Source organism: Xanthobacter sp. AM11 (assembly GCF_047444035.1).
In the GTDB taxonomy this organism is placed as follows: Bacteria; Pseudomonadota; Alphaproteobacteria; order Rhizobiales; family Xanthobacteraceae; genus Xanthobacter.
The window spans coordinates 4,224,197-4,244,441 of sequence record NZ_JBLAOA010000001.1 but is presented as its reverse complement, the minus strand read 5'-3'; the positions used below and the strand labels follow the sequence as shown (position 1 = coordinate 4,244,441).

Genomic DNA, 20,245 nt, shown 5'->3' with positions numbered 1-20,245 from the left:
GGGGGCGGGCTGCGGCAGGACCGCAGCGGGACCCAGGGAGAACGCCGGTGGCTGATATTGCAAAGACGATGCGCCAGGTCCGCTTCATGGGGGCCGGGGGGCCGGAGGTTGTGGTGGCGGAGACGGCCGATGTGCCGCGTCCCGGTGCCGGCCAGGTGCTGGTGGAAGTGGTCGCCGCCGGCGTCAACCGTCCCGATTGCCTCCAGCGCGCGGGCAATTATCCCCCGCCCCCCGGCGCCACCGATGTGCCCGGCCTGGAAATCGCCGGCCGCGTGGTGGAACTGGGCGAGGGCGTCACATCCCTGAAGATCGGTGATGAAGTCTGCGCCCTGGTGATTTCCGGCGGCTATGCGGAATATTGCGTGGCCGAGGCGCCGCTCTGCCTGCCCATTCCCAAGCCGCTTTCCCTGCTGGAGGCGGCCGGACTGCCGGAGAATTATTATACGGTATATGACAACGTCTTCACCCGCGGCCGGCTGACGGCGGGAGAGACCATTCTCATCCATGGCGGATCAAGCGGCATCGGCTCCACCGCCATCCAGCTGGCGCACCATGCCGGCGCCCGCGTGATCGCCACCGCCGGCTCGCCGGACAAGTGCGACTTCTGCCTGAAGCTGGGCGCGGATGCCGCCATCGACTATCGCGCCAGCGATTTCGTGGAGGAGGTCAAGCGCCTCACCGACGGGCGCGGCGTGGACGAGATTCTCGACATGGTGGGCGGCCCCTATGTGGCCCGCAACCTCCAGGCTCTCGCGGTGGAGGGCCGCCTCGTGCAGATCGCCTTCCTCCAGCCGAGCCGGGTGGACATCGACCTGATGCCGGTGATGCTGAAGCGCCTCACCTTCACCGGATCGACCCTGCGCGCCCGCTCGGTGGCGCTCAAGGCCGCCATCGCCGATGCGCTGCGCCGCGAGGTGTGGCCCATGCTGGAGACGGGCAAGGTGAAGCCCTTCATCCACGCCACCTTCCCGCTGGAGGAGGCCAGCGCCGCCCATGCCCTGATGGAATCGAGCGCGCACCTGGGCAAGATCATGCTGGAGACGGGCAAGTGAGCAGCCAGAGCCGCCAGCCGGGCAGCCACGCCGCCTGCGTGGTCCTCGTCACCGGGGCCGGGCGGGGCATCGGCCGCGCCATGGCCGACGCCCATGCCGATGCGGGCGCCGCCGTCGCTTATCTGGACCATGACGCGTCCCTCGCGGAGGCGGCGGCCCAGGCCGCCCGGGCGCGGGGGGTGAAGGCCGTGGGCCTCGCCGCGGACGTCGCCGACTTCGCCGCCGTCGCGGCCGCCGCCCGCGCCGCCGCAGAGGCGCTGGGGCCGGTGGACGTGCTGGTGAACAATGCGGGCATCTCGCCCAAGGGCGGGGCCGACGGGCGCCGCGCCGAGGCTGCCGAGATGGACCCGGCGGAATGGCGCCGGGTGATCGACGTGAACCTTTCCGGCGCCTTCCATTGCGTGCGGGCGCTGGCCCCCGGCATGAAGGCGCTGGGGCGGGGGCGCATCGTCAACATCTCTTCGGTGGCCGGGCGCACCTATTGCGACATCGTGGGGGTCCACTATGCCGCCACCAAGGCCGCCCTCATCGGCTTTTCCAAGCATCTGGCCGGCGAGCTGGGGCCCTATGGGGTGACGGTGAACGCCATCGCCCCCGGGCGCATCGACACGCCGATGATGCGCGGCACCGCCTCTGCCGCCAACGAGGCGGTGCGCCTCGCCACCCCGCTGCGCCGCCTCGGCCAGCCGGAGGAGGTGGCGGCCACCTGCCTGTTCCTGACCTCGGACGCCGCCGGCTTCGTGACCGGACAGGTGGTGGACGTGGCGGGCGGCTGGCTTCTGACGTGAGGGGTGCCATGTTCGACTTTTCCGGCCGCACGCTGCTGCTCACCGGCGCCAATGGCGGCATCTCCCGCGCCATTGCCCGCACCTTCTTCGATCTCGGCGCCAATTGCGTGCTGACCGACCTCGATGCAGAGGGCGTGGCGGCCTTCGCCCGCGACCTCGACCCCTCCGGCGTCCGCGCCGTGGGGGTGGGGCACGATGCCGCCAGCCCACAGGAGGCGGATGCGGCCCTCGGCATGCTTGCCGCGCGGTTCGGCCGCCTTGATTTCCTCGTCACCTCCGCCGGCCTCTACCGGGAGATGCCGGTGGCGCAGATGTCCGACGCGCATTGGCGCTCGGGCGTGGCGGTCAACCTGGACGGCGTGTTCTACACCTGCCGCGCCGCCATCCCCCATTTTGCGGACGGCGCCGCCATCGTGAACGTTGCTTCCATGGCTGGCCATCGCGGCAGCGTGGGCCATGCAGACTATGCGGCGGCGAAGGGGGCGGTGCTCACCTTCTCGCGCACCCTCGCCATGGAGCTTGCGCCCAGGGTGCGGGTGAATGCGGTCTCGCCCGGCCTCATCGACACGCCCATGGTGAGCGGGCTGATGGCGGGCTCCGGCGCCGCGCTGCTGGCGAGCACGCCCCTGAAGCGGCTCGGCACGCCGCAGGAGATCGCGCGCGTGGTCGCCTTCCTGTGCTCGGACTGGGCGAGCTTCGTCACCGGGGAAACGGTGCATGTGAACGGCGGGCTCTATATTGCCAGTTGAGACGGCAGCCCGCTGACGCTGTGGAAAAAATGCCGGCCGGGGTGTGGTCCGGCAAGCACCGGCGGCGCATGCCGTCGGGCGCAACCTGAGGTCTGGAGCAGGCGAATGGCTCACCTACGCGACATTCTCGGACGCGCGCCGTCCCTCGCCGACACGCTGGCCCTGCGGCTGCGCGAGGAAATCGCCTCCGGGCGCCTGCGGCCGGGGGAGCGCCTGCCCACCGAGCACCAGATGTCGGAGACCTACGGGGTCAGCCGGCCCATCGTGCGCGAGGCGGTGGGGCGGCTGAAGCATGACGGCCTGGTCACCACCCGCCAGGGCGCCGGCGCCTTCGTGGCCGACCCCGGCGCGGTCTCCACCTTCCGCCTCGACATCGCCGATTTCAGCGACAAGGAGGAGATGAGCGCCATCGTCGAGCTGCTCATGGCGGTGGAGGCCACCGCCACCGGCCATGCGGCGGTGCGCCGGAGCGATGCGGAGCTTGCCCACATCCGCGCCCAGCTCGATGCCATGCAGCAGGCCATCGACCGCGGGGAGCCGGGCGTGGACGAGGACATGGCCTTCCACCGGGCCATCGTGGAGGCCACGGGCAATCCCTTCTTCCGCGACCTCTCCCAGTTCCTCGACCACCGGGTGCGCCACTTCATCCGCACCGCGCGGTCGAACACCGCCCGCCTCGGCGGGCTGGCGCAGGCGGTGCAGCACGAGCACGAGGCCATCTATGCCGCCATCGAGGGCCAGGATGCCGCCGCCGCCCGCGCCGCCGCGGAGGAGCACCTGCGCAATGCGGCGACCCGGCTGGCGCTCTACCTGAAGCCTTAGAGCGCGATCCGCGCAAATTGAACCAAGTTGCGCGGTGAATCGCCCTCTAAACTCAGGAAAATGTGCGCGATCCGCGCCAATTGAACAAATTTACTCGGTGAACTGCCCTCTCACTCCAGGGCCGGATCGCCCGGCCCGAGTCCGCCCGGCTGGAGTGTCGCCTTGCCCGCCTGCCGCCCGCCGCTTAAAGCTTAGGGCCACAAGGAGGCCGCCATGCCGCAGAGCCACGCCACCGTCGATCCGGCCGAGGTCGCCCGCTTCGAGGCCCTCGGGGCCGCCTGGTGGGACGAGAAGGGCAAGATGGCCCCTCTCCATGCCATGAACCCCGCCCGGCTCGCCTTCCTGCGTGACACGCTGGTGCGCCATTTCGGCCGCGATCCCCGCGCCCTGCGGCCGCTGCGGGGCCTGGGCGTGCTGGACATCGGCTGCGGCGGCGGTCTGCTCAGCGAGCCCCTGGCCCGCATGGGCGGGCAGGTGACGGGCATCGACCCCGCCCCCGGCAATATCGACGTGGCCCGCGCCCATGCCGAGGCCGGCGGCCTCGACATCGAATATCTGCCGGTAACCGCCGAGGAGCTGGACGCCCGCGGCGCGCGCTTCGACGTGGTGGTGGCGCTGGAGGTGGTGGAGCACGTGGCGGACGTGGCCCTGTTCGTGCGCACCGCCGGCCGGCTGGTGGCGGAGGGCGGCATCCTCATTCTCTCCACCCTCAACCGCACGGCCAAGAGCTTCGCCCTTGCCATCGTGGGCGCGGAATATGTGCTGCGCTGGCTGCCTCCCGGCACCCACCACTGGGAAAAATTCATCACCCCGGACGAGCTGGAGGCGACGCTCGGCGCCGCCGGCTTCGAGGCCCGCGAGAAGGCCGGCCTCGCCTACGAGCCGCTCTCGGGCGACTTCCGCCTGACGCAGGACCTTTCCGTGAACTATTTCGTCGTGGCGGTGCGGGTGTAGGCTGCGGGAGCTAAGGAGGTGGTTCAGATGGTTGCGACCCAGCTGCTTGAGCTCGATGACGTCCGGCAGATCGCGGAGGAGGTCGGCCGTCGCCAGCTGCCCGAAGGCAGCGTCCATCGCGCCGAGGTGCAACCAACGCTGGATTCTTCGGGGCAGGGTGCGCTGCGCATTCTGTTTGTTCTTGAGCCTGGTGCGCCCGAACGGATCCCAGGGGACGCTTTGCTGAAGCTGCTTGTCGGCCTGCGCATGGAGTTGGAGCGGCGAGGCGAGGAGCGGGTTCCTATCGTGAAGTACGCCACGACGGACGAGGTTGCCGAGGCGCGCGACGATGACGATTAAGCCCGATCACCTGATCGAACTTGCGCGTACCGTCGCGTCGGCTTCGCCATCCAGGCGGCCGCGTCAAACAAACCTCAGGCGCGCCATCTCCGACGCCTACTATGCGGTCTTCCACCATCTCGCGAGGATCGTTGCGGATGAACTGATCGGCAGTTCGTACCGGACAAGCAAGGCCTATGTCCTTGCATACCGCAGTCTCGACCATGGCTTGGCCAGGACCGTTTGCCAGGACCTTGCAAAGGCAACGCCTCCTGCCAAATACAACAGCTACCTCCCATCCTCGGGGTTTTGCAGTGAAATAACTGAGTTTTGCACGGCCTTCGTTGACCTGCAGGAGCGACGGCATTCAGCGGATTACGATCCGTCCGAGCGCTTCTCGATCGCTGACGTTGAGATGCTTGTGAACACCGCTACGTCAGCGATCACAAAATTGAATGCGGCATCGCCGCAGGAGCGGCGGCTCTTTGTCCATATCATCAGCTTCAAGTTGCGATAGAGCCTGCATCGATCTTGGGGTTAGAGGGCTATTCGCCGCTCATATGGATCCACGGCGCGGCCTTATATGAGCGGATTGCGCTTCAATACCATCGGCCCGGGCTTTTGACCGGTGCAAAGTTGGTTCGCTCAAGCGCCGCGCGGGCCGTTGGTATAAGCCTCAGTTCCGGTCCTCGGGCAGGACCGGCAGCGGGAACACCTCCACCTCGTCCTCCTTCAGCGCCTTGACCTCTTCGGCGGTGGCCTCGCCATAGATGGAGCGGTGCTCGATGTCGCCGTCGTGCATCTTGCGGGCGAGGTCGGCGAAATCGTCGCCCACATAGTCCGAGGTCTTCACCACATGCTCGCGGATCTGGCGCAGCAGGTCCAGCAGCTCGCCGTCGGGGCGCGCCATCACCGGCATGGCGGCGGCGGAAGCAGCAGGAGCTTCCGCGGCGGGGGCCTCTGCAGCAGGGGTTTCCGCGCCGGGTCGCTCGGCGGCGGCGGGATGGGGCGCGCGGTCGGTGCGGGCCACGGAGGGGGCCATCACCGCCTTCTCCACCTCGGCGGACCCGCAGGTGGGGCAGGTGACGAGCCCGCGTCCGCGCTGGGCGTCATAGCTGGCGGAGGAGGGGAACCAGCTCTCGAATTGGTGCCCGGAGGCGCATCGCAGGGTGTAGCGGATCATGGCAGGGCCCGCACCACGCCGAGGGGGCCTGTGTGTGCCGGCACCGGCACTTCGAACCGGCGGCCGTTGGCGAGGGAGGGGATGCGGGCGCGGGCGGCAGCCACCTCCTTGAGGTCGATCTCGGCCAGGATGACGCCGGGGTCGGTGTCCCCCTCCGCGATCACCCGGCCCCAGGGGTCCACCACCAGGGAGTGGCCGAAGGTTTCGCGCCCGTTCTCGTGGCGGCCGCCCTGGGCGGCGGCGAGCACATAGGCGCCGTTCTCGATGGCGCGGGCGCGCAGGAGAATGTGCCAATGGGCCTCGCCGGTGGGCCGGGTGAAGGCCGCGGGCACGGTGAGCACGCCGGCGCCGGCTTCCGCCAGCGCCCGGTAGAGGGCGGGGAAGCGCAGATCGTAGCAGATGGTGAGGCCGAGCCGCACGTCGTCCACATCGGCCAGAACCGCCCGCTCCCCGGGGCGGTAGGCGGACGATTCGCGGTAGCTCTCGCCATTGCCCAGGTCCACGTCGAACATGTGGATCTTGTCGTATCGCGCCGTGATGGCGCCCTCCGGGTCGATGAGGTAGGCGCGGTTGGCGGCCTTGCGCTCGGCCACCTTCACGGCCAGCGAGCCCACATGCAGGTGAACCTTCAACTCGCGGGCGAGCTGGCGCAGGCCGGCGAGGGTGGCGTCCTCGCCTTCCTCCTTCAGCGTCTCGAACAGCACCTGCCGGTCGAGCTCCATGATGTTGGTGGTCTCTGGCGTCTGGATGTAGCGGGCGCCATCGCGCGCCGCCTCCCGCACCAGGGCCGAGGTGGCGTCGAGATTGGCGGCCGGGTCCCGGCTGCTGCGCAGCTGCACCAGGGCCACGCGGAGGGTCTGACGGGTGTCGCAGGTCATGGGCTGGCTCGTCCTGGTGGCGGGGCGGCGCCGGTTGCGTCACCGCTGTGTGCGGGAGCCGGCGTCGCCGCCTGTGCGGTCGTCTGGTGCAGGGCCGGCCAGGCTCAACGCCGCCTGCCGGGCAAATCCATATCCCTTACAGATAGGATGCATCTGCGCCTTCGCACAGGGCCTTGCGTGGAAACGCGCCGCGGCTCAGGCCGCAAGGGCATCCAGCCGGCCGGCATCCTCCAGCGCATAGAGGTCGTCGCAGCCGCCCACATGGGTGTCGCCGATGAAGATCTGCGGCACCGAGGTGCGGCCGCCGGCCCGCCGGGTCATTTCCAGCTGGCCTTCCTTGTCGGTGGTCACGTCGATCTCGGTGAAGGTCCAGCCTTTGCGGCGCAGCAATTCCTTTGCCGAATGGCAATAGGGGCACCAGCTCTTGGTGTAGATCTCGATGGGTTTCATGCGTCTCACAACGAACGGGGCAGACGACAGCCAAGCCGTCGTCACGAAAGCGTCGCATCATAAGGGTTCAGGCGAAATCGACAACCCGGGCGAAGGTCAGAGCATCCACACCCCCCACCTTTGCCCGCCTGAGGGCACGGGCGCAGGCGTCCAGGGTGGCGCCGGTGGTGTAGACGTCATCCACCAGCAGCACGCGCCGTCCGGCCAGCACGGATGCTGCATTGCGGGAGAGGGCGAAGGCGCCGGCCACGTTGTCGCGCCGCTCGGCGCGCCCCAGGGCGGTCTGCGATGGCGTGCCGCGGCGGCGCTGCAGCAGGTCGGTGCGCTGGGGCATGGCTGCCATGCGTGCGATATGCCCGCCCAGCAGCGCGGCCTGGTTGAACCGCCGCCGCCACAGCCGCAGCGGATGGAGCGGAACCGGGACGATGACGTCGGCATCGCCGATCACGTCCGCCCCCGCCTGCGCCATCAGCCGCGCCATGGGCGCGGCGATGTCGAGGCGATCGGCATATTTCAGGTTGTGCACAAGATTGCGCGCCGCGGCGGTGTAGGTCACGGCGGCGCGGGCGCGGTCGAAGGCCGGCGGGTCGGCGAGGGCCTGGGGGGAGACCAGAACCCCGTTGTGCCGGGTGCCGGGATCATGAACGAAGGGGGCCCCGGTGCGGTCGCACAAGGGCGGGGTGATGAAGGCGAGGCTGCCCCAGCATGGCCCGCACAGCCCGCCGGCCTGGCCGGTGATTGCGCCGCAGGCGATGCAGGTGGGCGGCAGCACGAGCCCCAGCAGCCCGGCGCCGCCGGCCCGCGCCGCCCGCTTGATGGACTGGAAGGAAACCCCGGCCATGCGCTCGCCCCCGCCGCATGATCGGTGCGGGGGCTCGCGGTGTAAAGGCGGGGACGGCCCGCCTCAGCGCGGCGTCCAGCCCCGCAGGAGCAGGGCGTTGGCGATCACGCTCACCGAGGAGAGCGCCATGGCCGCCGCCGCCACCATGGGCGAGAGCAGCAGCCCCAGGGTGGGATAGAGCACCCCGGCGGCGATGGGCACGCCCGCGGCATTGTAGAGGAAGGCGAACACCAGGTTGCGCCGGATGTTCGCCATGGTCGCCCGCGACAGGGAGCGGGCATGGGCGATGCCGGAAAGGTCGCCCTTCAGCAGGGTGATGCCGGCGCTCTCCATGGCAATGTCGGTGCCGGTGCCCATGGCGATGCCCACGTCCGCCACGGCGAGGGCGGGGGCATCGTTCACGCCGTCGCCGGCCATGGCCACCACATGCCCGGCCTTGCGCAGGCGCTGCACCACCTGCGCCTTGTGATCGGGCAGGACCTCCGCCTCCACCTCGGTGATGCCGAGGCGCTTGGCCACGGCAAGGGCGGTGGTGCGGTTGTCGCCGGTGAGCATCACCACGCGCACGCCGGAATCGGTGAGGGATTTCAAGGCCGCCTCGGTGGTTTCCTTCACCGGGTCGGCAATGGCCACGAGGCCGGCGGCTTGGCCATCCACGGCGACGAAGACGGCGGTCGCCCCCTCCCGGCGGAAGCCTTCGGCGGTGGCCGTGTGGTGGTCGGTGGCAATGGCGTTCTCGCTCATGAAGGCGGCATGACCGACGATGACGCGCCGCCCGTCCACCGTGCCGCGGATGCCCTTTCCGGCCGTGCTGTCCACGCCGGACGGCTCGGAGAGGGCGAGGCCGCGGTTGTTGGCGGCCTGGACGATGGCGGCGGCGAGGGGATGCTCGCTCGCCCGTTCGAGGCTGGCAGCCAGGCGCAGCAATTCCACCTCGTCGGTGGTGTGCAGCGCCTCCACCGCCACCACGCTCGGCTTGCCGACGGTGAGGGTGCCGGTCTTGTCCACCACCACCACGTCCACCTTCTCCATGCGCTCCAGCGCCTCGGCATTGCGCACCAGGATGCCCAGCTGGGCGCCGCGCCCCACGCCCACCATCACCGACATGGGGGTGGCAAGGCCGAGGGCGCAGGGGCAGGCGATGATGAGCACGCTCACCGCCGCCATCAGCGCGAAGGTGAGGCGCGGCTGCGGCCCCACCATCATCCACACCGCGAAGGCGACGCAGGCGGCGGCGAACACGGCGGGCACGAACCAGCCGGACACCTGGTCGGCCAGACGCTGGATGGGCGCGCGGGAGCGCTGGGCCTGCGCCACCATCTGCACGATGCGCGAGAGCAGGGTGTCGCTGCCCACCTTTTCGGCGCGCATGGTGAAGGCGCCGGAGGCGTTGAGGGTGCCGCCGATGACCGCTTCGCCGCGGTCGCGGCTCACCGGCAGCGATTCCCCGGTGACGAGGCTTTCGTCCAGCACGGCGCGGCCGTCCGTCACGGTGCCGTCCACCGGCACCTTCTCGCCGGGGCGCACGCGCAGGAGGTCGCCGGGGGCGACGGCGGCAAGGTCGATCTCCTCGTCGGTGCCGTCGGCCTTCACCCGCAGCGCGGTCTTCGGCGCCAGCGAGAGCAGGGCCTTGATGGCGCCCGAGGTGCGCTCGCGGGCCCGCAGCTCCAGCACCTGCCCCAGCGCCACCAGCACGATGATGACGGCCGCCGCCTCGAAATAGACCGGCACGCCGCCTTCATGGCTGTGGAACGTGTGGGGGAACAGGGACGGGGCGAAGGTGGCCACCAGCGAGTAGAGATAGGCCACCCCCGTGCCCAAAGCGATGAGGGTGAACATGTTGAGGTTGCGCGTCTTCACCGACAGCCAGCCGCGCTGGAAGAAGGGCCACCCCACCCACAGCACCACCGGCGACGCCAGTGCGAACTGCAGGTAATTGGAGGTCTGCTGCGGCAGGAGCTGGAAACCGAACAGGTGCTGGCCCATCTCCAGCACGAACACGGGCAAAGCGAGGGCGAGGCCGATCCAGAAGCGCCGCGTCATGTCGGCAAGCTCGGCGTTCGGTCCCTCATCGAGGGTCACGATCTCGGGCTCCAGCGCCATGCCGCAGATGGGGCAGATGCCGGGGCCGACCTGGCGGATCTCCGGGTCCATGGGGCAGGTGTAGATGGTGCCCTCCGGCAGATGTTCCGGCGGCGGGGGCGGGGCGGCGCCGCCCACATAATGGGTGGGATCGGCCTTGAACCTGGTTTCGCAGGAGGAGGAGCAGAAGAAATAGGGCTTCTTCTCGTGGCGCGCGGAATATTTGGCCCGCCCGGGCTCCACCATCATGCCGCACACGGGGTCCTTCACCGGCGCGAGATAGGTTTCCGGGGTGGCCTCGAACTTGGTCTTGCAGCCGTTGCAGCAGAAATAGAAGGTCCGGCCGGCATGGCTGGCGGTGGGCTTGCCGGCTTCGGGGTCGGTCTTCACATCCATGCCGCAGACCGGGTCCTTGACCGTGGGCGGCAGGCTCGCCGCGCCGGGATCGAGGGGCGCCGGTGCCTTCCCGCCGCAGCAATCGGCGCCACCCGCATGAGCGTGGGCGGAAGGATCGTGGGAATGTTCGTCGGCCATGGCGGCTCCGCAAGAAATCGGCGCCAGCAGGAGGCCATTTCCCGCGAGGGGACCTTGCGCTGGCTCATGTTCCGGTCGGCAAAAGAACCCCCGGGGGGTATCCAGCTTGTTAAATATACCCATGGGGGGTATATGGCAAGGCATGCGCAGCCCGACCAAAGAACAGGTTCTCAAGCGCCTGAGCCGCATCGAAGGCCAGGTGCGCGGCCTCTCCCGCATGGTGGAGGAGGACCGCTATTGCATCGACGTGATCACCCAGCTCTCCGCCGTCCGCGCCGCCCTGAAGCGGGTGGAGGAGGAGGTGTTGCGGGACCATGTGGGCCATTGCGTGGAGCACGCCATCCGCTCCGGCGATGCGGAGGACCAGCGGCAGAAGGTCAAGGAGCTGATGGACGTGATCGTGCGGTCCGAGCGGTGACGCCGGCTCAGGCGGAAGTGGCGCCGGCGGGCTCCAGGAAGATCAGCTCGCTCTCGTCATAGGCGCGGCGTTCCAGCTCGCGGAAGCCTTCGGGCACGGTGAAGGCGCCGGTGCGCTCCTCCACCACCAGGAGCGCGCCACCGGCCAGCCAGCCGCCCGCCCGCGCGCCGGCCAGGGCGGTTTCGGCCAGCCCCTTGCCGTAGGGCGGATCGCAGAACATGAGGTCGTAGGGCTCGCCCGGCCCCATCTCGCCGAGCCGGGTGGCGTCGCGGCGGAACACGCGGGTGACGCCGGTGAGGCCCAGGGCCTCCACATTGTCGCGGATGAGGCCGCGCGCTTCCGCCGCCTCCTCCACGAACACGGCGAAGCGGGCGCCGCGCGACAGCGCCTCGATCCCCAGCGCCCCGGTGCCGGCGAACAGGTCCAGCACCCGGGCGCCGTCGCAGGGGTCGCCATAAGCGTGGGCGAGCACGTTGAACAGGCTCTCCCGCAGCCGGTCCGACGTGGGCCGGGTGGCGCTGGAGGAGGGGCCCTTCAGCGTGCGCCCCTTGAGCTTGCCGCCGACGATGCGCATGGCCGTCCGCAGGTCCGCTCAGCGCTTGCCCATGGGCTTGCCGCCCCGGCCGGCCCCGGGCTTGCCGCCGCCGGGACGTCCGCCCGGCTTTCCGCCGAAGCCACCCGGCTTGCCGCCGGGCCGCCCACCGGGCTTTCCGCCCGGCTTGCCGCCGAACCCGCCGGGCCGCCCGCCTGCCGGCTTGTCGCCGAAGCTGCGGCCACGGCCGGCGGGGCGCTCGTCACGCTCGCCGCCTTCGGGCCGGGGGCGGAACGGGCGGTCACCCTGCGGGCGCTCGCTGAAGCCGCCGGGCCGCCCGCCTGCCGGCTTGTCGCCGAAGCTGCGGCCGCGGCCGGCGGGGCGCTCGTCGCGCTCGCCGCCTTCGGGCCGGGGGCGGGGGCGGAACGGGCGATCACCCTGCGGGCGCTCGCTGAAGCCGCCGGGACGCCCGCCTGCCGGCTTGTCGCCGAAGCTGCGGCCACGGCCGGCGGGGCGCTCGTCACGCTCACCGCCTTCGGGTCGGGGGCGGGGGCGGAACGGGCGGTCACCCTGCGGGCGTTCGCTGAAGCCGCCGGGACGTCCGCCCGGCTTGTCGCCGAAGCTGCGGCCACGGCCGGCGGGGCGCTCGTCGCGCTCGCCGCCTTCGGGCCGGGGGCGGGGGCGGAACGGGCGGTCACCCTGCGGGCGCTCGCTGCCGAAGCGCTCGCCCTCGCCGCTGCGGCGCGGGCCGCTGCGCTTGAAGCCGCCCTCGTCGCCATAGGGGCGGCGCTGTGCGTCGCCGCGCGGGAAGCGCTCCTCCCGGTCCCGGCGCGGGCCGGAGGGGCGGGCGTCGTCCCGCTGGCGGGGCGGGGCGTCGGTCCAGGGGCGGCGGGGCCGCTCCTCGCTGCCCGGGCCGGAGCGGGTGGGGCGGCGGCGGAAGTCCTCCTGGCCTTCGGCCTCGCGGCGCGGGCCGCGTTCATCGGAGCGGAAGGGGGGGCGGCCCTTGCCGGCCGGGCCGCGCTTGGGGCGGTCGAAGGCGAAGTCGTCGCGGTCGCGGCCCCGCCCGTGGGGGCGTTCACCGTCGCGCATGTGGCCGCCGGCCCGTGGCCCGGGCGCATCCGGCCGCGGCGTCACGCGCTCCACCTTCACGGTGCGGCCCTTGCGGTCGGCCACTGTGCCGCGGTTCTCCAGCGGGGTTTCCCCGGTCAGGCGGCGGCGCACGCGCGGGCCGGCGGCGGGGCGGATCACATCGGTCACCGGGGCGTCGTACGCCTCGTCGCCGCTGCGGGTGGTGCGGCGGGCCGGCACCTTCAGGCCGCCGGCGCGGTCGGCGGCTTCCTGCTTGCGTCCGGCGGGGCGGTAGGCGGGACGCACCGGCGCGTCCTCCACCTCGCGCTCCACCACCGGGCCTTCGAAATCCGCGCCGGAGGCGGCGGAAAGCTCGGCGCCGATCTGGTCGCGCAGCACGCGGGTGCGCACCTCCTCGATGCCGCCTTCGGCGATCTCGCCCAGCTGGAACGGGCCGTAGGAGACGCGGATGAGGCGGTTCACCTGGAGCCCCAGCGCCCCCAGCACGTTGCGGATCTCGCGGTTCTTGCCTTCGCGCAGGGACACGGTGATCCAGGCATTGGCGCCCTGCACCCGGTCAAGCTCGGCCTCGATGGGGCCGTATTCCACCCCGTCCACGGTGATGCCGCGGAGAAGCCGGTCCAGCTGCGCCTGGTCGATGGCGCCGTTGGCGCGCACGCGGTAGCGGCGCAGCCAGCCGGTTTCCGGCAGCTCCAGCACCCGGGCGAGGCCGCCGTCGTTGGTGAGCAGCAGGAGCCCTTCGGAATTGAGGTCGAGCCGGCCCACGCTCACGAGGCGCGGCAGGCCGCCCGGCAGGATCTCGAACAGGGTGGTGCGCCCTTCCGGGTCGCGGTTGGTGGTCACCACGCCCTTGGGCTTGTGGTAAAGAAAGAGGCGGGTGCGCTCGCGCTCGGGCAGCGGGGCGCCGTCCACGGTGATGGCATCCTGCGGCGTCACGGTGACGGCGGGGCTGGTGAGCACCTCGCCGTTCACGGCCACGCGGCCGGCCTCGATCCATTCCTCGATCTCGCGGCGCGAGCCGAGGCCGGCGCGGGCGACGACCTTGGCGACGCGCTCGGCCTCTTTGGGCGCGGCGGGGGTGAGTTCGCGCTTCTGGCGCGGAACGCGGTTCTTGTCCTTGCGGGGAGGTGATGTGCGCGGCATGAGGGGCAGTTAGCACAGCAGAGGCGGCGCGGCGAGCGCGGCAAGCGCAGAGGCATCATGTCGGGCACCTTCATGCAGATGGCGCTGAACGAGGCGCGGGCCGCCGCGGAGCGGGGCGAGGTTCCGGTGGGGGCGGTGCTGGTGCGCGGCAACGAGGTGGTCGCCCGCGACGGCAACCGCACCCGGGAGCTGAACGATCCCACCGCCCATGCGGAAATCCTGGTGTTGCGCGCGGCCGGTGCGCTGCTGAAGTCCGAGCGGCTCACCAATTGCGATCTCTACGTGACGCTGGAGCCCTGCGCCATGTGCGCGGCGGCGCTGTCCTTCGCCCGCATCCGCCGGCTTTATTTCGGCGCCGCCGATCCCAAGGGCGGCGGCGTGGAGCATGGGCCGCGCTTCTTCTCGCAGCCCACCTGCCACCATGTGCCCGAGGTCTATGGCGGCATTGCCGAGCGGCAGGCGTCGGAAGTGCTCAAGGCCTTCTTCCGCGCCCGCCGATAGACCCCGTGCCGCCGGGAGCCGGGAGCTCAGCGGCACACGCACAGGGCTTCGGAGGCCTCGTCGTTCCAGCCGCTGCCTACATAGGTGTAGCTGCGGCTGGAGCGGAAGCGGGCGCCGCCCTGGTTGACATGCTGCCAGAGGGTCAGCGTGCAGCCGCGGGTCACCTTGAAGGAGGAGACCTGATCGTTCCACGAGGGATCGTAGATCACACTCTCGCAGCCGCCGCCGTGGCCGTTGGTGGTGCAGCCCAGGCTCTCGCCCCGCACCATCTTCATGCGGTCGAGATTGCCCAGCGTGTAGCCGGAGCCGCCATAGTCGCGGTGCTGGAAGATGCGGCAGCCGGCTTCGGCGGCGGCCGGCGCGAAGAAGATGCCGGCGGCGATCAGGGAGCCCAGGGCGATGCCGGGCAGGTTCATCAATCTGGTCATGGCGACCCCTCCGTCGTCCATCAACGGAACTTCGTGGTGGGTTGAGGGTGCGAGGCCTTTTTGCCGCGAAAGTCGCTCGCACGGCGCATGAGCCCGCTGCGGCCGGAACGCGCTGCGGTCCGGCCGGCAGAAGCGGTCTCGCTTCACTGGGTGGCGACGGGCCTGCGCGGCCTGTCTCGGCCTGCGCAGATCCGGCTCCGGGCTTCAGCCTGGAGCGGGTCCGGCCAGGCCGGCTCGACCTGTGCGGGAAACCGCGCTCCAGACCCCGTGTCCGGCCCTTGCGATGGCGGCCGGAACGAAGAGCCGGAGTGAAGCGGACACCGCTGCAGGAAGAGGGGCGTGCGAAATCTTTCCGGCTCGCAGCAAAGAATAGACGCTCCACCCGCGCCCGCATCCACTGTTTGAGGGATGCTGCGCAGGGCGTGGAAAAAACGCGTCGCGGACCCAGTGGATCAACCGAAACGGATGGGACCCATCCGTTTCGAAAAGGTGAGCCACCAGATCAAAGAGTAGTGGTTCGGCCGCGGCGCCGGGATCAGGACAGGCGGCCGCCCTATGCCTCCGCGAGGAAGGGGCCGACCGCCGCCAGCGTCGCCTCGGGCGCTTCCTCGGCCACGAAATGGCCGGACTCCACCGCCGTGCCCTCGATGCCGGGCGCCAGCACCCGCCAGGCATCCAGCGGGCTCACCCCCCGGCTGGGAATGCCCGCCGCGCCCCACACGGTGAAGACGGGGCAGGAGAGGGTGCGGCCGGCGGCGATGTCCGCCTCGTCATGGGCAAGGTCGATGGTGGCGCCGGCGCGGTAGTCCTCGCACATGGCGTGGAGGCGGTCCGGCGAGGAGATGGCGGCGCGATAATGGGCCATGGCCCGGGTATCGAAGGCGGAAAGGTTCTTCGCCGCGGTCCAGCTTGCCATGGTCCAGTCGAGGAACCAGCCGGGATGGCCGCCCACCAGCTTCTCCGGCAGCGGGTGGGGCTGGGCCAGCATCGACCAGTGGTAGACCTGCAGCGCCCGCGCCCGGTCCATCCGGTGCCACATGACATAGGTGGGCACGATGTCCAGCACCACCAGCCGGTCGAGCCGGCCGGGATGGTCGAGACCGAGGCGGTATCCGGCCCGGGCGCCGCGATCGTGGCCCATGAGGGCGAAGTGGGCGAAGCCCAGATGCTCCATCATCTCCACCATGGCGGCGGCCATGGCGCGCTTGGAATAGGGCGCATGGTCCGCCCCCGGCGCCGGGGCGGGCGCCGCGCTCCAGCCGTAGCCGGGCAGGTCGGGGATGATCAGGGTGTGGGTCTGCGCCAGCTTTTGCGCCATGCGATGCCACATGACATGGCTCTGCGGAAAGCCGTGCAGCAGCAGCAGGGGCGATCCGGCGCCCCCCTGCCGCAGGAAGATGCGGCCGGCCTTCGTGTCCACGTAATGGGAGGCGAAGCCGGGAAAGAGGTCGGTCAGATCGGTCATGGGCTCCTCCTCGCCGCCGGGCATTTGCCCGCGGCGGACGTGCATGGGGCGAAGGATGGGGCGAAGGATGGGCGATGAAAACGGCGCGCGCCGGGCGGGCGTCTGGCGTCGTGCCGCGGCGGCGGCCCGCGCTCAGTCGAATACCTCGTCCGCGGCGGTGATCAGCCCCAGGCTGGGGGAGGTGGCGCAGAAGGCGCCGAGCTTCTCGGCATTCTTCACGAAGGTGTCCGTGTCGATCACCGGGGGCGCGTCGTCGTCTTTGTAGTAGGCATCCAGCCAGGTCAGGATGAGTGTGATCGTCGGCTTGTCGGCCTGCATGAACTGCTGGCAGGTCATGGTGGAAAGGTCCCACTTCTCCGCCGCCGCCGGGACGCTGCCGGCCAGGACGCTGCCGGCCAGGACACCGCCGGTCAGGAGCGCGGCGGCGATCCGGGGTGTGACGATCCGGGGTGTGACGATCCCGTGTCTCATGAAATCCTCCCCATTCCTTTCGGCCGTTCCGGCCCTTGGCGGCATCATGCGCCGCGCCGGCGCCGGGCGCCAGCAGGGGCCCGGCGGGGGGGGGGGGGTGGACGGCGCGCCCGCAGGTGCGCTCCGGGAAGACCCTTGTCGCCTATCGCGCTTCCAGCACCGCGGCGCAGGCGTCCGGCAGGTCCGCCAGGGTCAGGGGCGGTTTGGGCTTCGCCGGCTCCTTCTCGGGCTTGGGGTGGAGCACCTCGTCGGTGAACCACCAGTCCAGCTCCGCCCCGCACCCCTCGCCCGCCGGGGGCGGCTCCTGCCCGCGGCAGTCCGGGTTGCCCCTGGGGCAGGAGATGCGCACATGCATGTGATAGTCGTGGCCCCAATAGGGGCGGACCCGGGCGAGCCAGGCGCGGTCGCCGGTCGCCTCACGGCACAGGGCCTTCTTGATGGCGGCGTTCACCAGCACCCGTTCGACCGCGGGGTCGAGGGCGGCGGCGCGCACCACCTTCCAGTGGTCGGGGCGCCAGTTGGCGGGGTCGATGTCGCGCCGGTCGGCCCGCACCATCATGGTGGCGGAGAGCTTTTCGCGCTCGTCGCGGGTCAATTCGCGGCCGGGGCTCGGGGTCAGCCAGATGTCGGCGTCCAGGCCGATCTGGTGGGAGGCGTGGCCGGTGAGCATGGGGCCGCCGCGCGGCTGGGCCATGTCGCCCACCAGGATGCCGTTCCAGCCGGAGACCTTCGGCACCTGGGCGGCGAAGCGCTCCAGGAAATCCACGAGGTCGGGATGGCCCCAGTTGCGGTTGCGCGACAGGCGCATCACCTGCCACGTCGGCCCGTTCACCGGCAGCGCCTGCGCCCCCGCAAGGCAGCCCTTGGAATAGAAGCCGATGGCGCGGGCGGCCAGGGGCGCGGGGGTGCCGGCGCGGCCGAACAGCTCCTTGGCGGGCACCGCCTTCGGCGCCGGCCGGCCCGGCACGGCGGCGGGCGGCTGCTGGGCCAGGGCGGCCGGCGGGCCGGCCAGCAGCGCCAGCAGGAGGATGGCGCGGCGCGCGCGGCGCATGGTCAGCTCGTGGCCTTGTGGGTCATCACCACGAAGCCGCCGTCGTTGCGGGTGCCGGGATGGGCCGGCAGGTCGGTGACGAACAGCGTGGCGCCGGGCTGCACCAGGGTCGCCACCTGCCGGTTGATGGCGGGGTCTACGGTGATGCGGGCGAGGGCCTGCTGGGCGGAGCCGGGGGCCGCCTGCCCGCCTTCATAGGAAATAGCGCTCCAGCGCGGGGTGCCGCCGGTCGCGGGCGTGAGCACATAGACCACATTGCCCAGCGGCTGGTCCGGGTCGCGGATGGTGACCGAGCCCTGCACCGCCGTCTGCGCCCCGCGCAGCACGGTGATGGAGCGGTCGGCCCGGCTCACCACCATGGAGACGGCTTCCGGCGCGGCGGCGGCATCCTGCGGGGCGCCCTGGCCGGTGGCGGAGACGGCGAGCTGCTGCTCCAGCCCCTCGCTCATCACCAGGCCGGGATGCAGCACGTCCTCCGGCGCGGTGTGGGCATCGGCGATGATCACCGGGGTGCCCACATGGGTGATGGCGAACAAGAGCTTGGAGAAGGCGAGCGGCAGGTGGATGCAGCCGTGGGAGGAGGGATAGCCCGGCAGCCCGCCCGCATGCAGCGCCACGCCCGACCAGGTGAGGCGCTCCGTATAGGGCATGGAGGCGTCGTTATAGAGCGAGGAGTGATGGTCCACGTCCTTGCCGAGGATGGTGAAGACGCCGGTGGGCGTCTCGTGCCCCTCCTTGCCGGTGGAGACGGTGGAGACGCCGATGCGCACGCCGTTGCGATAGACGTAGGCGCGCTGGTCGGCGAGGTTCACCACGATGGCTACGAAGCCGTCCGGCGCCCGCTCGGGATACCAGACATAGGTGCCCGGCGTCAGGGCGCGGATGGCGGCGAGGTCCGGGTCGTCCGCGGCGATGGCAGGCAGCAGGGCATCGGCCACGAGCCCGCCCGCCAGCGCGGTGGTGAGCTTCATGACGCCGCGCCGGGTGAGGAGATGCGTGAGCGGCATAAGGTCTCCCGAAGATCGAATCGGCCGTGTCGCCTATGTGTGGCGCGGCCGGGGCGGCATGTCCATGCGGGGGCGCCGGAGGCGGGGCCGGCTTGAAAACAGGGTGGCGCCGAAGCTCCCTCCCCCGCACGCAGGAGAGGGGTCCGCGCCGCGCCCGGTCGCCCCGCTCGTTTCCAAGCTGACCCACGCCCCCGTCGCATTGACATGGCGGGGGCGGGCGCCTCTCCTCTGCCGGCGGCGCGGATGCCGCGCCGGCCTGCCGCGAGCGCCCCCATGAGCTATCTCTATCTTGCCATCGCCATCGTCGCCGAAGTGGTGGCCACCTCCGCGCTCAAGTCCGCGGAGGGCTTTACTCGCCTCCTGCCCTCGGTGGTGGTGGTGGCCGGCTATATGGTGGCCTTCTTCTGCCTGTCCCTCACCCTGCGGGAGATCCCGGTCGGCATCTCCTATGCCATCTGGTCGGGGGTCGGCATCGTCCTCGTCACCGCCATCGCCTGGTTCTATCACGGGCAGAGGCTGGACCTGCCGGCCTTGGCCGGCCTTGCCCTCATCATCGCCGGGGTGCTGGTGATCAACCTGTTCTCCCGCAGCGCCGCCCATTGAGGGCGCCCGCGCCGGCACGCGAAAAAGGCGGCGCCGTGGTGCCGGCGCCGCCTCGTCTTTTCGGGGCAAGCTGTCCTTTGGGGGCAGACAGGGTCAGATGGTTTCCAACTGTTCCTCCGCCAGCTCCGCGCCGGCGGGCATGAGCATGTCGAACAGCCGGCCGGTGGCCATGCGCTGGGCCTGAAGCACGGCGCCGGCCATGCCCTGCGCATCCGCTGCCGCTTCCTGCGCCAGCGAGAGGGCCGTGGGGAAGGGGGCGGTGAGCTCGGCCACCACCTCGTCGGTGTCGAAGCTGAGCTCAGCGTCGAACTTGCGCGCAATCTGCTGCATCCGCCGGTTGTGGGCGAGGCAGTTCATGCACAGGGTGCGGATGCCGCGGTTGCGGGCCGAGAGAATCACCCGTTCCAGAAGAATGGTTCCCAGGCCGTGATTCTGGAACTCACGCTCCACGCTGAAGGCCGCCTCGGCCTCTCCGGGCAAGATATCGCCCATGGGATAGAGTTCGGCGGCCGCACGCAGCTCGCCGTCTACGAAACAGCCGTGAATGATGGCGCCCGTGCGGAACACCCGCGACGCGTAGCGCTCAATGAATTCGGCAGACACCGCAGAGCCGAACCTGTTCCGGCGGCTCTCCTGATCGAGCCTGAGAAGATGGTCGCGGAAAGCGGCCGATTCCCCGGTCCAAAGCTTGCGGATGATCCCCGGTGCGACCTCTTCGGTCATCGTGGTCTCCAGACTTTTGGCGTCTAGGAAAGCCCCCCGGTTCCTCCGCAATGGAATTTAGGTGCAATGCAGCAAAGGTCAATGGGATTGACCTGACCTTTTGGTTAAGGAGCTTCCGCAAATTGCCCCGGATTGGCCGCAAGGCACTGAAGTCAGGCGGCAA

23 protein-coding genes are annotated in these 20,245 nt (G+C 70.7%); 10 read left to right on the top strand and 13 right to left on the bottom strand.

The window, feature by feature from the left end; all coding sequences use genetic code 11:
- Positions 1–68 precede the first annotated feature (68 nt).
- The 7 genes from ACI7BZ_RS19450 to ACI7BZ_RS19420 all read left to right on the top strand — a co-directional run bounded on the left by ACI7BZ_RS19450 (position 69) and on the right by ACI7BZ_RS19420 (position 5,200).
- Positions 69–1,052, top strand: a complete 984-nt coding sequence (locus ACI7BZ_RS19450; RefSeq protein ID WP_414119218.1) for an NAD(P)H-quinone oxidoreductase — start codon at positions 69–71, stop codon at positions 1,050–1,052.
- Positions 1,049–1,840 carry an SDR family oxidoreductase gene (locus ACI7BZ_RS19445; RefSeq protein ID WP_414118780.1) on the top strand — a complete coding sequence of 264 codons (792 nt, stop codon included), beginning with the start codon at positions 1,049–1,051 and terminating at the stop codon, positions 1,838–1,840. Before ACI7BZ_RS19450 ends, ACI7BZ_RS19445 begins: the two co-directional genes overlap by 4 nt.
- 8 nt (positions 1,841–1,848) lie before the next feature.
- Positions 1,849–2,589: an SDR family NAD(P)-dependent oxidoreductase gene (locus tag ACI7BZ_RS19440; protein WP_414118779.1), complete on the top strand. Its 741-nt coding sequence runs from the start codon at positions 1,849–1,851 to the stop codon at positions 2,587–2,589.
- Positions 2,590–2,694: 105 nt separating this feature from the next.
- Positions 2,695–3,411, top strand: coding sequence for a FadR/GntR family transcriptional regulator (locus ACI7BZ_RS19435; RefSeq protein WP_414118778.1), 717 nt, complete (start codon positions 2,695–2,697; stop codon positions 3,409–3,411).
- A gap of 213 nt (positions 3,412–3,624) precedes the next feature.
- Complete coding sequence (ubiG, locus tag ACI7BZ_RS19430) at positions 3,625–4,365, top strand: bifunctional 2-polyprenyl-6-hydroxyphenol methylase/3-demethylubiquinol 3-O-methyltransferase UbiG (RefSeq protein ID WP_414118777.1); 741 nt, start codon at positions 3,625–3,627, stop codon at positions 4,363–4,365.
- Between the two features lie 27 nt (positions 4,366–4,392).
- Positions 4,393–4,704, top strand: a complete 312-nt coding sequence (locus ACI7BZ_RS19425) for a hypothetical protein (RefSeq protein WP_414118776.1) — start codon at positions 4,393–4,395, stop codon at positions 4,702–4,704.
- Complete coding sequence (locus tag ACI7BZ_RS19420; protein ID WP_414118775.1) at positions 4,694–5,200, top strand: hypothetical protein; 507 nt, start codon at positions 4,694–4,696, stop codon at positions 5,198–5,200. The genes ACI7BZ_RS19425 and ACI7BZ_RS19420 overlap by 11 nt, the downstream gene beginning before the upstream one ends.
- Before the next feature lie 159 nt (positions 5,201–5,359).
- On the opposite strand, the gene ACI7BZ_RS19415 is transcribed toward ACI7BZ_RS19420, so the two are convergent.
- The 5 genes from ACI7BZ_RS19415 to ACI7BZ_RS19395 all read right to left on the bottom strand — a co-directional run bounded on the left by ACI7BZ_RS19415 (position 5,360) and on the right by ACI7BZ_RS19395 (position 10,651).
- Positions 5,360–5,866, bottom strand: coding sequence for a DUF1178 family protein (locus ACI7BZ_RS19415; RefSeq protein ID WP_414118774.1), 507 nt, complete (start codon positions 5,864–5,866; stop codon positions 5,360–5,362).
- On the bottom strand, positions 5,863–6,744 hold the full coding sequence (locus tag ACI7BZ_RS19410; RefSeq protein ID WP_414118773.1) for a carbon-nitrogen hydrolase family protein: 882 nt from the start codon (positions 6,742–6,744) through the stop codon (positions 5,863–5,865). Before ACI7BZ_RS19410 ends, ACI7BZ_RS19415 begins: the two co-directional genes overlap by 4 nt.
- A 195-nt stretch (positions 6,745–6,939) precedes the next feature.
- A complete protein-coding gene (gene grxC, locus ACI7BZ_RS19405; protein WP_414118772.1) occupies positions 6,940–7,194 on the bottom strand; it encodes a glutaredoxin 3 in 255 nt (84 codons plus the stop codon).
- A 67-nt stretch (positions 7,195–7,261) separates the two neighbouring features.
- Complete coding sequence (locus ACI7BZ_RS19400; RefSeq protein WP_414118771.1) at positions 7,262–8,035, bottom strand: ComF family protein; 774 nt, start codon at positions 8,033–8,035, stop codon at positions 7,262–7,264.
- Between the two features lie 63 nt (positions 8,036–8,098).
- Positions 8,099–10,651: a heavy metal translocating P-type ATPase gene (locus ACI7BZ_RS19395; RefSeq protein ID WP_414118770.1), complete on the bottom strand. Its 2,553-nt coding sequence runs from the start codon at positions 10,649–10,651 to the stop codon at positions 8,099–8,101.
- Between the two features lie 142 nt (positions 10,652–10,793).
- On the opposite strand from ACI7BZ_RS19395, the gene ACI7BZ_RS19390 reads away from it, so the two are divergent.
- Entirely contained in the window at positions 10,794–11,069 is a 276-nt protein-coding gene (locus tag ACI7BZ_RS19390) for a metal-sensitive transcriptional regulator (protein WP_414118769.1), read from the top strand.
- Between the two features lie 7 nt (positions 11,070–11,076).
- On the opposite strand, the gene rsmD is transcribed toward ACI7BZ_RS19390, so the two are convergent.
- The gene (gene rsmD, locus ACI7BZ_RS19385) at positions 11,077–11,643 is read right to left on the bottom strand and encodes a 16S rRNA (guanine(966)-N(2))-methyltransferase RsmD (RefSeq protein ID WP_414118768.1); all 567 of its coding nucleotides are present in this window, start codon (positions 11,641–11,643) and stop codon (positions 11,077–11,079) included.
- A gap of 18 nt (positions 11,644–11,661) precedes the next feature.
- Positions 11,662–13,833, bottom strand: a complete 2,172-nt coding sequence (locus ACI7BZ_RS19380; protein WP_414118767.1) for a pseudouridine synthase — start codon at positions 13,831–13,833, stop codon at positions 11,662–11,664.
- Between the two features lie 57 nt (positions 13,834–13,890).
- On the opposite strand from ACI7BZ_RS19380, the gene ACI7BZ_RS19375 reads away from it, so the two are divergent.
- A complete protein-coding gene (locus ACI7BZ_RS19375; RefSeq protein ID WP_414118766.1) occupies positions 13,891–14,334 on the top strand; it encodes a nucleoside deaminase in 444 nt (147 codons plus the stop codon).
- Positions 14,335–14,360: 26 nt separating this feature from the next.
- Here ACI7BZ_RS19375 and ACI7BZ_RS19370 read toward each other — a convergent pair whose 3' ends face one another.
- From ACI7BZ_RS19370 to ACI7BZ_RS19350, 5 genes are all read right to left on the bottom strand, one after another.
- Entirely contained in the window at positions 14,361–14,762 is a 402-nt protein-coding gene (locus ACI7BZ_RS19370; protein WP_414118765.1) for a hypothetical protein, read from the bottom strand.
- A gap of 553 nt (positions 14,763–15,315) precedes the next feature.
- Positions 15,316–16,227 carry an alpha/beta fold hydrolase gene (locus tag ACI7BZ_RS19365; RefSeq protein WP_414118764.1) on the bottom strand — a complete coding sequence of 304 codons (912 nt, stop codon included), beginning with the start codon at positions 16,225–16,227 and terminating at the stop codon, positions 15,316–15,318.
- A gap of 132 nt (positions 16,228–16,359) precedes the next feature.
- Positions 16,360–16,698, bottom strand: coding sequence for an HdeA/HdeB family chaperone (locus ACI7BZ_RS19360; protein WP_414118763.1), 339 nt, complete (start codon positions 16,696–16,698; stop codon positions 16,360–16,362).
- A gap of 142 nt (positions 16,699–16,840) precedes the next feature.
- The gene (gene mepA, locus ACI7BZ_RS19355) at positions 16,841–17,749 is read right to left on the bottom strand and encodes a penicillin-insensitive murein endopeptidase (protein ID WP_414118762.1); all 909 of its coding nucleotides are present in this window, start codon (positions 17,747–17,749) and stop codon (positions 16,841–16,843) included.
- Positions 17,750–17,751: 2 nt separating this feature from the next.
- Positions 17,752–18,756 carry a L,D-transpeptidase gene (locus tag ACI7BZ_RS19350; protein ID WP_414118761.1) on the bottom strand — a complete coding sequence of 335 codons (1,005 nt, stop codon included), beginning with the start codon at positions 18,754–18,756 and terminating at the stop codon, positions 17,752–17,754.
- A gap of 273 nt (positions 18,757–19,029) precedes the next feature.
- Between ACI7BZ_RS19350 and ACI7BZ_RS19345 the strand changes: the two genes are divergently transcribed.
- Positions 19,030–19,359 (top strand): SMR family transporter, encoded by a 330-nt coding sequence (locus ACI7BZ_RS19345; RefSeq protein WP_414118760.1) that lies wholly within the window; start codon positions 19,030–19,032, stop codon positions 19,357–19,359.
- A gap of 93 nt (positions 19,360–19,452) precedes the next feature.
- Here ACI7BZ_RS19345 and ACI7BZ_RS19340 read toward each other — a convergent pair whose 3' ends face one another.
- Positions 19,453–20,082: a GNAT family N-acetyltransferase gene (locus ACI7BZ_RS19340; RefSeq protein ID WP_414118759.1), complete on the bottom strand. Its 630-nt coding sequence runs from the start codon at positions 20,080–20,082 to the stop codon at positions 19,453–19,455.
- Between the last annotated feature and the right edge of the window lie 163 nt (positions 20,083–20,245).